Consider the following 13,328-nt stretch of genomic DNA (forward strand, 5'->3'; position numbering starts at 1 on the left):
CCGGCCGGTCAGCCTGCCAGCGGGCCGTGCGGGTACGCCGGATGCCGTTGCTGGAACTGAAGTACGTCCGGGTTGAGGACGACGCCGTCGCGGACCTCGATGGCGCGCCGGATGGTCTCGTTCGCGGCCCACTCCTCGGGTCCGCTGATCACGGTTTCCAGGAAGGGCAGCAGCGCCTCGCTGATTTCCCAACTGGCGGAATTCCACAGGTAGGACGGGCTGTGGTCCACGCCGTAGTAGGCGATATGGTCCCCGACGGTGAACATCGGCTCGGCAAACGTGGTGCTTTTCGCCCAGCTGAAGCCCATACCCTCATCGCAGGACACGTCCACGATCAGGCTCCCGGGCCGGAACTTGTCGAGATCCTCCGTGCGCAGATACGTCAGTGGTGCGTTCGGATCCTGGAGTGTGCAGTTGACGACGATGTCCGTCCCGGCGAGGAACGGTGCGAGCGGCACACGGCCGCGCTCGGTGATGACTTCGCTCAGAAACGGCGCCTTGTCGCTGTGGTCGAACTGCGCGATCCGCACCGAATGGATGGGGGAGCCAACCGCGGCAACCCCGCGGTTGGTCAGGACCTGGACGTCGTGTACGCCATGGGCGTTCAGCGCCGTGACCGCACCGCGCGCCGTGGCCCCGAAGCCGATCACCACTGCGCTCAGCCGGCGGCCGTAGTCTCCGGTGGAACCAGTTAGGCCCAGGGCGTGCAGCACCGAACAGTAACCGGCCAGTTCGTTGTTCTTGTGGAACACGTGCAAGCCGAAGCCGCCGTCGCTGGCCCAGTGGTTCATCGCCTCGAACGCTATCAGCGTGAGCTTTTTGTCGATCGCCAGTTGGGTGATGGCCCGGTCCTGGACGCAGTGCGGCCAGCCCCAGAGGACCTGACCGTCCCGGAGCTCGGCAAGGTCTTCGGGCTGCGGTTTGGGCAACAGGACGACGTCGGCCTCGGCGAGAAGCTGGGCGCGTGGGACGATGCGCCCCACCAGCGGTGCCAGATGGGCATCCGAGACGCCGAAGCGCTCGCCGTAGCCCTCCTCCAGAATGAGCTGCCGCTGGAGTTCCGGGGCTATGCGGTCCAGGTGGAGAGGGTGGATCGGGAGGCGCTGCTCGTCAGGTTTCCGGGTGCTGGCAAGCACTCCGAGGGTAAGACGGTTCGTCGGACCGCTCACTTTTTCTTCGGACTGGCCGGCTTCGAGCCGGTCGCCTTGTCCAGGGAGCTTGGCGGCAAAGCGGCGGTCCTTTTCTCGGCACGCTTTTCCTTCAGGGATTTCCCGGATTTCTTGGATGCTGCTTGACGGGGGGACTTGTCAGCCATGATCGCTCCTGTAGCGGAACCGAAGAGGTTCCTGACTTCGAACCATACAGGCACGGACCTAACGGCCCCGGAGGAGTCCAAGGCGCAGAAACCCTGGCGACGTGGAGCGGCTGACGGGAATCGAACCCGCGTATCAAGCTTGGGAAGCTAGCGCTCTACCATTGAGCTACAGCCGCAGTGGGAACGGCCGAAATGCTGAAGCCGGTCCCGGGGAACAACGAGATTTACCTTACCCCAGCCACGCGCGTTCGCCGAACACGTCGCCCCTGCGACATCGTGGCCCGGCGCTCCCAGGCTGGCCACACCTGTTCGCTACACCGGCGGCAGAACGGCGAGTCGCGTCAGATGGCCGGGAAGGCCTGAGGAGCCACTGAGCACTAAACAGCCGGGGGATTCCCATAACTGTTCGATAAAGGCCCGTTACAGGAACCGTGCGGGCGGGGCCTTGCTGATTATCCTGAAGGGGTTAGCTGCAGTTCCGGGGAAGCGGGCTACGCCCATCAGCCGTCAGCGCAGCGAGGATTTCAGTGGCAATTGCAGAGTACGACGTCGTGATCCACCGGGACGCAATGTCCGTGTACGACTTCCTGCTCGATGCCCGCAATCTGCCGAGCTGGCGTGACGGAGTCCGCGGCGTTGAACTCGTATCGGGCGCGACCGGGGCCAAGGGTGCCGTTTACCGGCAGAGCCTCGCTGCACCCGCCGGACGGACGGAATGCTGCGACGTCGAGATCACCGAGGCGCGGCCGGGGGCAGAGATCCGGTTCACCGTACTTGCCGGGCCGGAGCGGACCCGCGGCGGCTACTACCTGAGTACCGAAGGCACCAGTACCCGCGTCCGGTTTGCCTTGGAGGGCGAAGCGCGTGGGCTCCTGGCCCGGTTGAGTTCCCGGTTCCGGCGTCGGATGAGGGCGGAAGTCGGCCAGCTGGACCAGCTCAAGGCAGTGCTGGAGCAGGAACCGGAACTGTAACTCCGGGACGGCACACCACTGTTCCCGGTGAGTGCTGTAATTTTGACACTGTGCTGATCTCTGACCGCGACATTCGTGCCGAAATAGCTTCCCACCGGATTGTTCTTGAGCCGTTCGACCCTGCCATGGTTCAGCCGTCCTCGGTTGACGTGCGGATCGATAAGTTTTTCCGACTCTTCGACAACCACAAGTACGCCCACATCGATCCGGCGGAGGAACAACCCGAGCTGACCCGACTGGTGGAGGTCGATTCCGGCGAACCCTTTATTCTGCATCCCGGGGAATTCGTGCTGGGCTCCACCTACGAGACAGTGACGCTCCCGGACGACATCGCCGCCCGGCTGGAAGGAAAGTCATCGCTGGGCCGGCTCGGCCTGCTCACCCACTCCACGGCAGGATTCATCGACCCGGGCTTTTCCGGACACGTGACCCTTGAGCTGTCGAATATGGCGACGCTGCCCATCAAGCTCTGGCCGGGTATGAAGATTGGGCAACTGTGCTTCTTCCGGCTGACCTCGGCCGCCGAGCACCCCTACGGCTCCGGCGAGTACGGTAACCGCTATCAGGGCCAGCGCGGCCCGACGGCGAGCCGGAGCCATTTGAATTTCCACCGCACGGTCATCTGACCCGGCCCGCTGCGCGGACGCCCTGCGGCAGCGGCGTCCAGCCTAGATGCCGTCCGCAGTCCGAACCCTGGACGGCTTGGCCGGGCGGCGCAGCATCGCCACAACCGGTTCCACAAACTTTGCTATCAGCGGGCCAGTGACTGCCATGATCAGCACGTAGGCGGTGGCCAAGGCCGCGAGTTCCTGGGGTACGACGCCGGAGGCGACGGCGAGCCCGGCGATAACGATTGAGAATTCGCCGCGCGCGATTAATGCTGCTCCGGCGCGGAAGCGCCCCGGCACGCCGATCCCGGCACGCTTCGCCGCCCAGATCCCGGTGAGCATCTTGGTGGCAGCGGTGACGATGGCCAGGAGCAACGCCCAGCCAAGCACGGGCGGGATGCTCGTTGGGTCCGTGTTGAGCCCGAAGACCACAAAGAATATGGCTGCGAAGAGATCCCGCAGCGGCTCAAGGATCCGGGTGGCGCTGTGCGCGGTGGCCCCGGAAATGGCGATCCCGAGCATAAAGGCACCCACCGCGGCCGAGACCTGCATGGCCGCTGCCAGTCCTGCCACCAGCAGGGCGGCGCCGAGCAGGTTCAGCAGGAACACCTCGGAGTTCTCGCTGTGCACGGCTTTGGACACGTGGTGCCCGTGTCGTAACGCCACAATCAGGACGATGGTCACGACGGCGAGCGAGATCCCGACCGTCTGCAGTCCGGCCACGAAACTCACGCCGGCCAGGGTTGCCGTCAGCACCGGCAGATACACCGCCATGGCCAGGTCTTCGAAGACAAGGATCGAGAGCACCACCGGAGTCTCGCGGTTACCGATTCGACCAAGGTCGGTGATCACCTTGGCAGCGATCCCGGAGGACGAAATGTAGGTGACGCCACCCATCACCATCGCCCCTACAACGCCCCAGCCCAGCAGTGCCGCCAGCACGGCGCCCGGCAGGAAGTTCAGCACGAGGTCCAGGACACCGGCCTGCCAGGAACGCCGCAGCCCGGTGACCAGCTCAGCCGCCGTATATTCCAATCCGAGCATAAGCAGGAGCAGGATAACGCCGATCTCGCTGGAGAGGTGCGCGAATTCGTGCATACCCTCGAGTTTGACCAGCCCGCCTGCACCGAAGAACAGGCCGCCGACCAAGTACAGCGGAATAGGGGACATCCCGATCCGCCCGGCCAGCCTCGCCAGCAGGCCGAGGCAAAAGACGACGGCCCCGAGTTCGATCAGCGTCAGTGCGAGCGGGTCCATGCTGTCAGCCGTTGCGCAGGATGCTGGCCGCTGTGTCCAGGCCTTCTTGCGTTCCGACTGCTACGAGGAGGTCTCCGGGGTGCAGGACGACGTCGGGCCCGGGGGAGGGAAGAACTTCGCCTTCGCGCATGATCGCGACGATCGAGGCGCCGCTTCGGGTCCGGATGCAGGCTTTGCCCATTGGCTGGTTGTGGAACGGGGAGTCGGCCGCGATGGAGAACTGCCGGGTGACGATTCCCGGGACCTCGCGGTGTGCCTCGGAAAGCTGCATTGCCAGCCGCTGGCCTCCCAGCAGGTTTCCGAGGGCGGCGGCTTCATCGACTGTCAGCGGAATGGACGCCTGGCAGGTGTCCGGATCGTCCCAGGTCGAGACGATGAGTTCAGTCTGGCCTTCGCGGTGTTCCACAACGCCGATCCGCCGTCCCGAGGCGGTCATAAAGTCCTTGCGCCGGCCCAGTCCCGGAAGGTCTGTTTCATCCACATTCATCCCTCCAGCCTAGTGCGCCGCAGGGGATTCCGGGGAGGTTCAGGCTGCCGGGACGACGGCGATCTCGGTCCGGTCCGGTGCCTTGACCGGAAGAAGGAGCAACAGCCCTGCCAGAAGGACCACCATGATGCCAAGAATGCCCCAGCGCTGCGCCCCGCCGGGTTCCACCAGCGGGGCCGCGACGGCGATGCACAGCGTAAAGAGTGCGGGCGCGAGAAAGCTGACGGCCCGGCCCGTCGTGGCGTAGAGACCAAACAGCTCACCGGATTCCCCGTGCGGGGCAAGCCGGGCCAGGTAGGCCCGGGAGGAGGATTGTGCCGGTCCCACAAAGAGGCAGAGGAACAGTCCGAAGATCCAGAACGTGGTGGTGCCGGCCCACTGCATGCCGAAGAAAGAATAGTTTCCGTTGCCGAGGACCAGGATCATCGAGCCGGCGACCAGAAGCCCTGCCAGCGAACCGGTGATGACCGATTTCGGACCGATCCGGTCATCGAGGAAGCCGCCCATGATGGCACCCGCCGCGGCGACAACGTTTCCGAAAATCGCGAAAAAGATGACCTCCGTGAGTTCGAACCCGAACGTACCCGCGGCGATGATGCCGCCGAAGGTAAACACCGCTGCCAGCCCGTCCCTGAACACGGCACTGGCAAGAAGGAAATAGATGGTGTGCGGGCTGGTTCGGTAGATCGCCTTGATCCGCCGCAGCAACAGGCCGTAGGAGGCAAGGAATCCCAGCGCGGCGCCCTGCCTTGTTTTGGGCAGTTCCGGAACGGCGAACAGAACGGGCAACGCGAAAATGAAGAACCACAAGGCGGAGAACACCGCGACCAGCCGGATGTTCAGGCCGTCCGCCGTCGAGCCGCCGAACCACTCGAAGCCGGGCTGGACAAAAAGCTGGAGCACAATCAGCAGGGCCACGATGCCGCCGAGGTATCCCATGCCCCAGCCGAAGCCGCTGACCTTGCCGATGTTCTTAGGGGTGGAGATCTGGGCGAGCATGGCGTTGTAGTTCACGCCGGCAAACTCAAAGAACACGTTCGCCAGCGCAATCAGTGCCACCCCTGGCAGCAAGAACTCAGGGCGCGGGAAAACAAAAAAGCACAGGGCTGTCAGGACCGCGACAGCGGCCGTGTTGACCCCAAGCCACAGCCGGCGCCGGCCACCGTTGTCCGATCGCTGCCCGGTGACTGGTGCCAGCAGCGCGATGGCGGCACCGGCGATCGCCAACGCGCCGCCCAGGACCGCGGAGGCATGGTCCTCGCCGCCGAAGGCTTTGGATGTCAGGTACACGGTGAAGACAAAGGTAGTCATCACCGCATTGAAGGCGGCCGAGCCCCAGTCCCAGGCCGCCCACGCGAGGATGCGCCCCTTGTGGGACGCCTGGTGCCCGGATTCAAGTTCCGATTCTGGGCGCATGGCCTCAGGGACGGCAGCGGAGTTCATAGCGTGAATAATATCCGCAGTCCGCCCAGGACCCGGCCTACCGTGGGAAAAGAATTTGTCAACGCTTGGTAAACTGTCCGGACTGAACCGAACGAATACACCGCCTGCTCCAACTTGTTGATAAATGAAATCCTGACGTTGCGGAGATACCAGTGATCACAGTCCTTGCCGCGCACTTTGCGGCGGCCGCTGTGGCGCCATGGCTCTTCCGAAAGTTCGGCCGGAACTCCTTCTACGCCCTCGCGGCAGTGCCGGCCGGTTCGTTCCTCTGGCTGGTCCTGCAGCACGGCGCCGTTTATGCCAACGCAGCTGCGGCCCAGGGCGGAGCTGCAGGAAACGGAACCGCCGAGGTCCTGCCATGGATCCCCGAGCTGAAGCTTGAGCTCGCCTTCCGGATGGATGCCCTGGCCTGGGTGATGTCCCTGCTGGTCCTCGGGGTCGGCGCGCTGGTCCTCGTCTACTGTGCCCGGTACTTCAAGGACAAAGACGAGTACCTCGGTGGATTTGGCGCCCAGTTGGTGGCCTTCGCCGGGGTGATGTTCGGACTCGTGACGGCAGATGACCTGCTCTTGATGTTTATCTTCTGGGAACTGACCACGGTCCTGTCCTACCTGCTGATTGGCTACGCCCGGGCCCGGCTGTCCGCTCGGCGCTCCGCCCTGCAGGCCCTGATTGTCACCACCGCCGGCGGCTTGGCCATGCTCGTGGGGCTGATCATCCTCGGTTTCAACGCCGGGACCTACCGGATCTCTGCCATTCTGGGCCTGGCGCCTGAGCTCGTCACCGGTCCCGCCGCGGGCGCCGTTGCTGCCGCCGTCCTCCTCATCCTGGTGGGTGCGATCACCAAATCGGCGCTGGTTCCGTTCCACTTCTGGCTTCCCGGCGCGATGGCTGCTCCCACCCCGGTGAGCGCCTATTTGCATGCCGCGGCCATGGTGAAGGCCGGCATCTACCTCGTGGCGCGGCTGGCGCCCGGGTTCACGGAAACCCCGTTCTGGCTGCCGGTGGTGCTTGGCCTCGGTCTGGCCACCATGCTGGTCGGCGGCTACCGGGCGCTGCGGCAAACGGACATAAAGCTCATCCTCGCCTACGGTACGGTCAGCCAACTCGGCTTCCTGACCATGGTCGTGGGACTCGGCACGCCCGAGGCGGCCCTTGCCGGGCTCGCACTTCTCCTCGCCCACGGATTGTTCAAGGCCACGCTCTTCCTGGTGGTGGGCATCATTGACCACCAGGCCGGAACCCGCGATATGCGCAAGCTCTCGGGCGTTTACCGTTCCTCCCGGGCGCTGGCCATTGTGGCCGCCGTCGGGGCCGCCTCAATGGCCGGAATCCCGCCGCTGGCCGGCTTTGTCGCGAAAGAATCAGTCTTTGAAGCCTTCGTCCACTTCAGCGCCGACGCGGCGGCCGGTCCGTGGGGTCTGGTGCTCCTGGCCGGCCTGGTCCTGGGCTCCATCCTGACCTTCGCCTACAGCGCACGGTTTATGTGGGGCGCGTTCGCCGTCAAGTCCGGCGTCAGGACAACGCCTTTCAAACCGATCAGGCCCGCTTTCCTGGCCGCCCCCGCCATCCTGAGCCTACTGACCGTCGCCTACGGGTTGTGGCCTGCGCCGGTAGACGGCTGGATCCAGCCGTACGCTGCACTGTTTGTGCCCGACGGCGAGGATGCAGCGGCCGCTGCCGGCCATCTGGCGCTGTGGCACGGACTTACCCCCAGCCTGGGCCTGACCGCCATCACCTTCGCCCTGGGCCTGGCCATGTTTTACGGCCGGAACACCGTCTCCCGGCTCCAGGCATTGGTCCCCGGCTGGATTGACGGTGACCGCAGCTATCAGCTGGCCATCGGCGCGCTCGACGACGCCGCAGTGTGGATTACCGGCCGGACCCAGCGCGGCTCGCTGTTCTTCTACCTCTCCGTCATCCTGACCGTGGCATTCGTCCTTCCGCTGACGGCCCTTGTGCTGGCGAACAAGCCAGTGCCCCCGAACCTCTACTTCATTGACCCCAATTCCCCGCTGCAGATTGTGGCGGGCGCAGGAATTGTGATCGGGGCGTTGGCCGCGGTGCGGGCCAACAAACGCTTTCTGGCCGTCCTGATGGTGTCCGTTACCGGCTACGGAATCGCCCTGATGTTCGCGCTGCAGGGCGCTCCTGACCTGGCGCTGACCCAGATGCTGGTGGAATCGATCATCCTCGTGGCCTTTGTTCTGGCCATGCGCAGCCTCCCGGCGGAACTGCGCGACAGGACCGGCGGCAAATACCGGGTGGTCCGGGTGATTATCGGAGCGGCGTTTGGCATCACCATGGTCTTTGTCGCCATCTACGCCCTCGGCGCCCGGGTGGCTGCACCCGTCTCGCTCGATTTCCCCAAACTGGCCTACGAGGGCGGCGGCGGGCTGAACATCGTCAACGTGACCCTCGTGGACATCCGGGCCTGGGACACCTTCGGGGAAATCTCCGTGCTGGCGCTGGCGGCCACAGGCGTTGCCAGCCTGATCTTCGTCCACAACCGCGGCGAGGGGATCCGGGCCTCCGCCACAGTGGCCGAGGGGTCCGTCGGCCGCCGCAATTCCGGAGGCGAACGCGGCAATACCCGTGACGAGGCGGCTTTGGCGATCAGCCGACGTTTCGCCGCCTCGAGCCGTGATGCATGGCTTGTGGCCGGCCGGACCCTGGCCCCGGAACGCCGCTCTATCATCTTCGAAGTCGTCACGCGGCTGGTTTTCCACTCCATAATCGTCTTCTCGATCTACCTGCTGCTTGCGGGCCACAACTTTCCCGGCGGCGGCTTCGCCGGTGGCCTCACCGCCGGGCTGGCCCTCACAGTCCGGTACCTCGCCGGCGGTCGTTTCGAGCTGCGCGAGGCGTCGCCCGTCAGTGCCGGCACCCTGCTCGGTATTGGCCTGGCCACCGCGGCGGCATCCGGCCTGGTACCGCTGCTGCTGGGCGGCCAGGTGTTCCAAAGCGCCATCATCGAGTTCTGGCTGCCGGTTTTCGGCGACGTCAAGTTCGTCACCTCCACAATCTTCGATATCGGCGTCTACACGGTCGTCGTCGGCCTGGCCCTGGACGTGCTGCGCAGCCTGGGCGCCGAAATCGACGAACATTTCGAGGAACAGTCACACGAACCGGCCGACGACCAGGAGCCCGGCGGAGTACCGGCCGAAACCACAGCCAAGGGGAAAGCATGAGCGTCAACCTGACCCTGCTGACGGTCATGGGAGCCTTGTACGCCTGCGGCATCTACCTGATCCTCGAACGCAGCCTTACCCGGGTCCTGCTGGGCCTGATGTTGCTCACGAACGCCACAAACCTGCTTATTTTGACCACCGGCGGTTACGCCGGCCTGGCGCCGATGTTCAGCAAGGACACCGCGGCCGGGGACTACAACGATCCGCTGCCTCAGGCCCTCATCCTCACCTCGATCGTGATCTCCTTTGCCGTCACGGCCTTTATGCTCGGCATCATCTACCGGACCTGGGTGCTGGCCCGCGAGGATGAAATCCAGGACGACGCCGAGGACCGCCGCGTGGCGCGGACTCCCAGCTTCGACGTCGAGGACGACTCCGTGATCCCGGTGGAAACCTCCGAGTTTCCCTTGACCATGATCGGTTCGAACGGCCACGGGGTCTCCAATGTCCCAGCCGGCGCCGAAGCCACGGTCCAGGTGGCAGACCGTAAGCTGAACGCCGAGCAGGCGGCGGCGGAGGAGCAACCGGGTTCCTTGAATGTCCAACTACCCGATCCGGAAGGAGGCGGACAGTGAACATTGCCAGTTTCGCCCCGCTCGCCGTCCTCCTTCCCATCCTCGGGGCGGCCCTCACCTTCCTGCTGATCCGACATTCGCGTGCGCAACGGACGGTGAGCATCGCGCTGCTGTCCGTGACGCTGCTGCTGGAGTGTCTGCTGCTGGCCTCCGTCTGGGAGGGCGGAACGTCGGCGGTCAACCTGGGCGGCTGGCTCCCGCCATGGGGCATCGTGATGGTGGTGGACCAGTTTTCTTCGCTGATGCTGGTGGTCTCCTCATCGGTGAGCCTCGCCGTGCTGATTTACGCCACCGGTCAGGGCATGGCCGACGGCGATCGGGATGCGCCGGTCTCGATCTTCCACCCCACCTATCTGATCCTGGTAGCGGGGGTGTCCAATGCGTTCCTCTCCGGTGACCTGTTCAACCTGTATGTGGGCTTCGAGATCCTCCTGACCGCCAGCTATGTGCTGATGACCCTCGGCGGGACGGGCCCGCGGATCCGGGCAGGCGTGACCTACCTGGTGGTCTCGGTGGTGTCCTCGGTGCTCTTCCTGATGGCGATCGCGATGATCTATGGCGCTACCGGCACCATCAACATGGCTGATCTCGCCATCAAGCTGGCGCAATTGGACCAGGGCACCCAAAACCTGCTGCACGTAATGCTCCTGGTGGCGTTTGGCATCAAGGCGGCGGTGTTCCCGCTGTCCTTTTGGCTCCCGGACTCCTACCCCACGGCGCCGGCTCCAGTCACCGCGGTGTTCGCAGGACTGCTCACCAAGGTGGGTGTCTACGCCATTGTCCGTACCGAAACGTTGCTCTTCCCGGGCGACACTTTTAATGCACCGTTGATGGTGGCCGCCTTGCTGACAATGGTTGTCGGAATCCTGGGTGCACTGGCCCAGAACGACATTAAGCGGCTGTTGTCCTTCACCCTGGTCAGCCACATCGGCTACATGGTGTTCGGGCTGGCGATGTCCTCGGTGGCAGGGCTGGGCGCCGCCGTCTTTTACGTCGCCCACCACATCACCATCCAGACCAGCCTGTTCCTGGTGACGGGCTTAATTGAGCGCCGTGGCGGAAGTTCCTCGGTGGACCGCCTGGCCGGGTTGGCCAAGTTGTCGCCCCTGCTGGCGGTGCTGTTTTTTGTCCCGGCAATGAACCTGGCCGGGATCCCGCCGTTCTCCGGCTTCCTGGGCAAGGTGGGCCTGCTTCAGGCCGGGGTGCAACTGGGAACACCACTGGCTTTCGCCCTGGTGGCCGGGGGAGTGCTGACCAGCCTGCTGACGCTGCTTGCCATCGCCAGGGTCTGGAACCGTGCGTTCTGGCGCAAACCGGAGGACGCGGAACACCCGGATCCGGTGCTGCTGGCTGCCCCGGAAGATTCGGCAACGGGGGACCGGGCGGGCAAGACCAACGTCACGCTGCTGCCGCGGACCATGGTGGGTTCCACGCTAGGCCTGGTGCTTTTCGGCGTCGGGCTGACCATCTTCGCCGGCCCGCTGTTCAAGGTCGCGGACCAGTCTGCCTTCGACATGCTGGACCGGACCTCGTACATCCAGGCGGTCCTGGGCGAAAACGCGCCGGTTCCGCCGAGGCCCGGGCCACAGCCGCAGGAGGCCTCCAAATGAGCCGGAAACGGATCTCGTTGCGGCAGGAACTGCCGCTGCTCGTATGGCTCGTAGTGGTTTGGGGCGCCCTCTGGCGGGACTTCAGCCCCGGTAACCTGCTCTTCGGAGCCCTGATTTCGGTCGTTGTCGCCCGGCTGTTCTACCTGCCGCCGGTGGAACTCGGCGGGCGCTTCAACCTGCTTCGTGCAGTGCCGTTTGTACTCGTGTTCCTGGCCAAAGTGGTGGCAGCGAGCTGCCAGGTCCTGTACCTGGCAGCGGCCAAGGGACCCAAGGTGGTCAGTGCCGTTGTGGCCGTCCCGCTCCGGAGCCACTCTGACCTGCTGGTCACGGCGACCGGTCACGTCACCGCGCTGATCCCCGGCTCCATGGTGGTGGAAGTGGATCGCTCCACATCCACGCTCTATGTGCACGGGATCAATGTCCGCAATGCAGCCGGCGCCGCGCAACTGCGCAAGGACGTCCGCGACACGGAGGCCGGGCTGATCCGGATCATGGGTACCAAAGCCGAAGTGTCCGCACTCAACCAGGAGGTGGGGCCGTGATGGCGCTAGTCCTGACCGTAACCGCGGTGGTGCTCTCGTTGGCCGCCGGCGGGGCGATCATCCGGATCGCGCGGGGCCCGTCGCTGCTGGACCGGGTGCTTGCCGCGGACGTGCTCCTGGCCATCGTGGGGGCGGCCATCTGCATCGACATGGCCGTGAACCGGCACCTGAACAACCTTATGCTGCTGGTGGCGGTATCCCTTATCGGGTTCGTCGGCTCCGTCACGGTAGCCCGCTTCGTTGCCGACCGGAGGGAGAAAAGCAGTGCCTCCTGAGACATTTACCGCCGACACCGTGATCGACGCCGTCTCGGCTGTCTTTATGGTGGTCGGTGCCCTGATGTCCCTCGCTGCGGCGGTGGGATTGCTCCGCTTTCCCGACCTGATGACCCGGATGCACGCAGCCACCAAACCCCAGGTGCTGGGACTGTTCCTGTTGCTGTTCGCGCTGGGCCTTCAAATGCGCACCTGGTGGGTCTGGCCGGTGCTGGTGGTGGCATGGATCTTCCAGCTGCTCACAGTTCCGGTTTCCGCGCATATGGTCGGCCGCGCCGGGTACCGGACCAAGCACCTCCACCCGGAGCTGCTCAGCACCGACGACCTGGAGGCCGTGGTGCAGCAGGCAGCCGGCACCCGGGGATTCACTCACGACGACGCCGGGGACGCCGGCAAACGGTGAAGCTAGAGGATGCGCCCTAGACCAGGTCCTGGGTTTTGGCGAAGCGGGCAACCGCTCGCTGGGTGCCGCGATTGGCGAGTACTTGGATGATGGCGCTGACGGACGCGGAGATCAGCGCAAAAGTCAGGGCCGAGCGCAGGGTGGTGGGGACATCGTCCTCGTGGCCCTTGGGTGGCTTATTGCCGGTGGACTTCTCCCAGACGGTGTCCACGAGCTTGGTGCCGACGTAGCCGGCAAGCAGGCTGACGCCGGCGCCGAGCAGTTTGATGAAAATATTCATTCTTCGCAACTCCTTGCGGGAGGGAAACAGGGCTTCCCCTAGCCTAGCGTTCCTCGCCCGACGGTCCAGTTGGGGACCTGCGGGCGGGGCCAACACCCCTGCCGTCGTCGGAGTCTTGGGTTTAACCTCGGCGTAACCCGGGGGTGGCCGGCGCTCCACGGGTGTAAAGTGGGTCACGCCCACAAGGGCGATTTTTAGATACGACAGGGGAGCGCCGCCGTCGGGCATCACCGGGGAAATCCGGGGAGACCACAGGTGGGCGCTGAGAGTGCGGACAGCCGCAGACCCTCGAACCTGATCCGGTTAGTACCGGCGCAAGGGAGTCGAGTTCTCAGAGTGGCCGGAGCGGCAGCGGAAGCTGCAGGCCCGGG

At 65.0% G+C, this 13,328-nt stretch carries 13 protein-coding genes, 1 tRNA gene and 1 riboswitch; of the genes, 8 read left to right on the plus strand and 6 right to left on the minus strand.

Annotated elements, in window-relative coordinates:
• Positions 1 to 8: 8 nt before the first annotated feature.
• Together ABIB49_RS14380 and ABIB49_RS14385 are read right to left on the minus strand one after the other, a co-directional pair.
• A complete protein-coding gene (locus tag ABIB49_RS14380) occupies positions 9 to 1,169 on the minus strand; it encodes a N(5)-(carboxyethyl)ornithine synthase (RefSeq protein ID WP_226775210.1) in 1,161 nt (386 codons plus the stop codon).
• A 248-nt stretch (positions 1,170 to 1,417) separates the two neighbouring features.
• Positions 1,418 to 1,491, minus strand: a tRNA-Gly gene (locus ABIB49_RS14385).
• A gap of 351 nt (positions 1,492 to 1,842) precedes the next feature.
• Here ABIB49_RS14385 and ABIB49_RS14390 point away from each other — a divergent pair.
• Positions 1,843 to 2,286, plus strand: a complete 444-nt coding sequence (locus ABIB49_RS14390) for an SRPBCC family protein (RefSeq protein WP_354157189.1) — start codon at positions 1,843 to 1,845, stop codon at positions 2,284 to 2,286.
• Between the two features lie 50 nt (positions 2,287 to 2,336).
• Entirely contained in the window at positions 2,337 to 2,912 is a 576-nt protein-coding gene (gene dcd / locus ABIB49_RS14395) for a dCTP deaminase (protein ID WP_226775212.1), read from the plus strand.
• Between the two features lie 42 nt (positions 2,913 to 2,954).
• Here dcd and ABIB49_RS14400 read toward each other — a convergent pair whose 3' ends face one another.
• The 3 genes from ABIB49_RS14400 to ABIB49_RS14410 are packed head-to-tail and all read right to left on the minus strand — an operon-like array spanning position 2,955 to position 6,081.
• The gene (locus tag ABIB49_RS14400) at positions 2,955 to 4,151 is read right to left on the minus strand and encodes a cation:proton antiporter (RefSeq protein ID WP_226775213.1); all 1,197 of its coding nucleotides are present in this window, start codon (positions 4,149 to 4,151) and stop codon (positions 2,955 to 2,957) included.
• Positions 4,152 to 4,155: 4 nt separating this feature from the next.
• Entirely contained in the window at positions 4,156 to 4,638 is a 483-nt protein-coding gene (locus tag ABIB49_RS14405) for a cation:proton antiporter regulatory subunit (RefSeq protein ID WP_354157190.1), read from the minus strand.
• Between the two features lie 39 nt (positions 4,639 to 4,677).
• Entirely contained in the window at positions 4,678 to 6,081 is a 1,404-nt protein-coding gene (locus ABIB49_RS14410; RefSeq protein WP_354157191.1) for an MFS transporter, read from the minus strand.
• A gap of 152 nt (positions 6,082 to 6,233) precedes the next feature.
• Here ABIB49_RS14410 and ABIB49_RS14415 point away from each other — a divergent pair, with 152 nt between their 5' ends.
• Genes ABIB49_RS14415 through mnhG form a run of 6 tightly spaced genes read left to right on the plus strand, consistent with a single transcriptional unit; the run spans position 6,234 to position 12,677 of the window.
• Positions 6,234 to 9,272, plus strand: a complete 3,039-nt coding sequence (locus tag ABIB49_RS14415) for a Na+/H+ antiporter subunit A (protein ID WP_354157192.1) — start codon at positions 6,234 to 6,236, stop codon at positions 9,270 to 9,272.
• Positions 9,269 to 9,847 (plus strand): Na(+)/H(+) antiporter subunit C, encoded by a 579-nt coding sequence (locus ABIB49_RS14420; RefSeq protein ID WP_226775217.1) that lies wholly within the window; start codon positions 9,269 to 9,271, stop codon positions 9,845 to 9,847. Before ABIB49_RS14415 ends, ABIB49_RS14420 begins: the two co-directional genes overlap by 4 nt.
• Positions 9,844 to 11,457: a Na+/H+ antiporter subunit D gene (locus tag ABIB49_RS14425; RefSeq protein WP_282468043.1), complete on the plus strand. Its 1,614-nt coding sequence runs from the start codon at positions 9,844 to 9,846 to the stop codon at positions 11,455 to 11,457. The genes ABIB49_RS14420 and ABIB49_RS14425 overlap by 4 nt, the downstream gene beginning before the upstream one ends.
• On the plus strand, positions 11,454 to 11,999 hold the full coding sequence (locus ABIB49_RS14430; RefSeq protein ID WP_226775219.1) for a Na+/H+ antiporter subunit E: 546 nt from the start codon (positions 11,454 to 11,456) through the stop codon (positions 11,997 to 11,999). The genes ABIB49_RS14425 and ABIB49_RS14430 overlap by 4 nt, the downstream gene beginning before the upstream one ends.
• Positions 11,999 to 12,274, plus strand: a complete 276-nt coding sequence (locus tag ABIB49_RS14435) for an MrpF/PhaF family protein (protein ID WP_226775496.1) — start codon at positions 11,999 to 12,001, stop codon at positions 12,272 to 12,274. Before ABIB49_RS14430 ends, ABIB49_RS14435 begins: the two co-directional genes overlap by 1 nt.
• Positions 12,264 to 12,677, plus strand: a complete 414-nt coding sequence (mnhG, locus tag ABIB49_RS14440) for a monovalent cation/H(+) antiporter subunit G (RefSeq protein WP_226775220.1) — start codon at positions 12,264 to 12,266, stop codon at positions 12,675 to 12,677. Before ABIB49_RS14435 ends, mnhG begins: the two co-directional genes overlap by 11 nt.
• 16 nt (positions 12,678 to 12,693) lie before the next feature.
• Here the strand turns inward: mnhG and ABIB49_RS14445 are convergent, their stop codons facing one another.
• A complete protein-coding gene (locus ABIB49_RS14445) occupies positions 12,694 to 12,957 on the minus strand; it encodes a DUF4235 domain-containing protein (RefSeq protein WP_226775221.1) in 264 nt (87 codons plus the stop codon).
• 195 nt (positions 12,958 to 13,152) lie between these two features.
• Positions 13,153 to 13,296, plus strand: a riboswitch (TPP riboswitch).
• The last annotated feature ends 32 nt before the right edge of the window (positions 13,297 to 13,328 follow it).

Origin of the sequence: Arthrobacter sp. UYCu512 (genome assembly GCF_040547075.1) — a bacterium.
Taxonomy (GTDB): domain Bacteria; phylum Actinomycetota; class Actinomycetes; order Actinomycetales; family Micrococcaceae; genus Arthrobacter.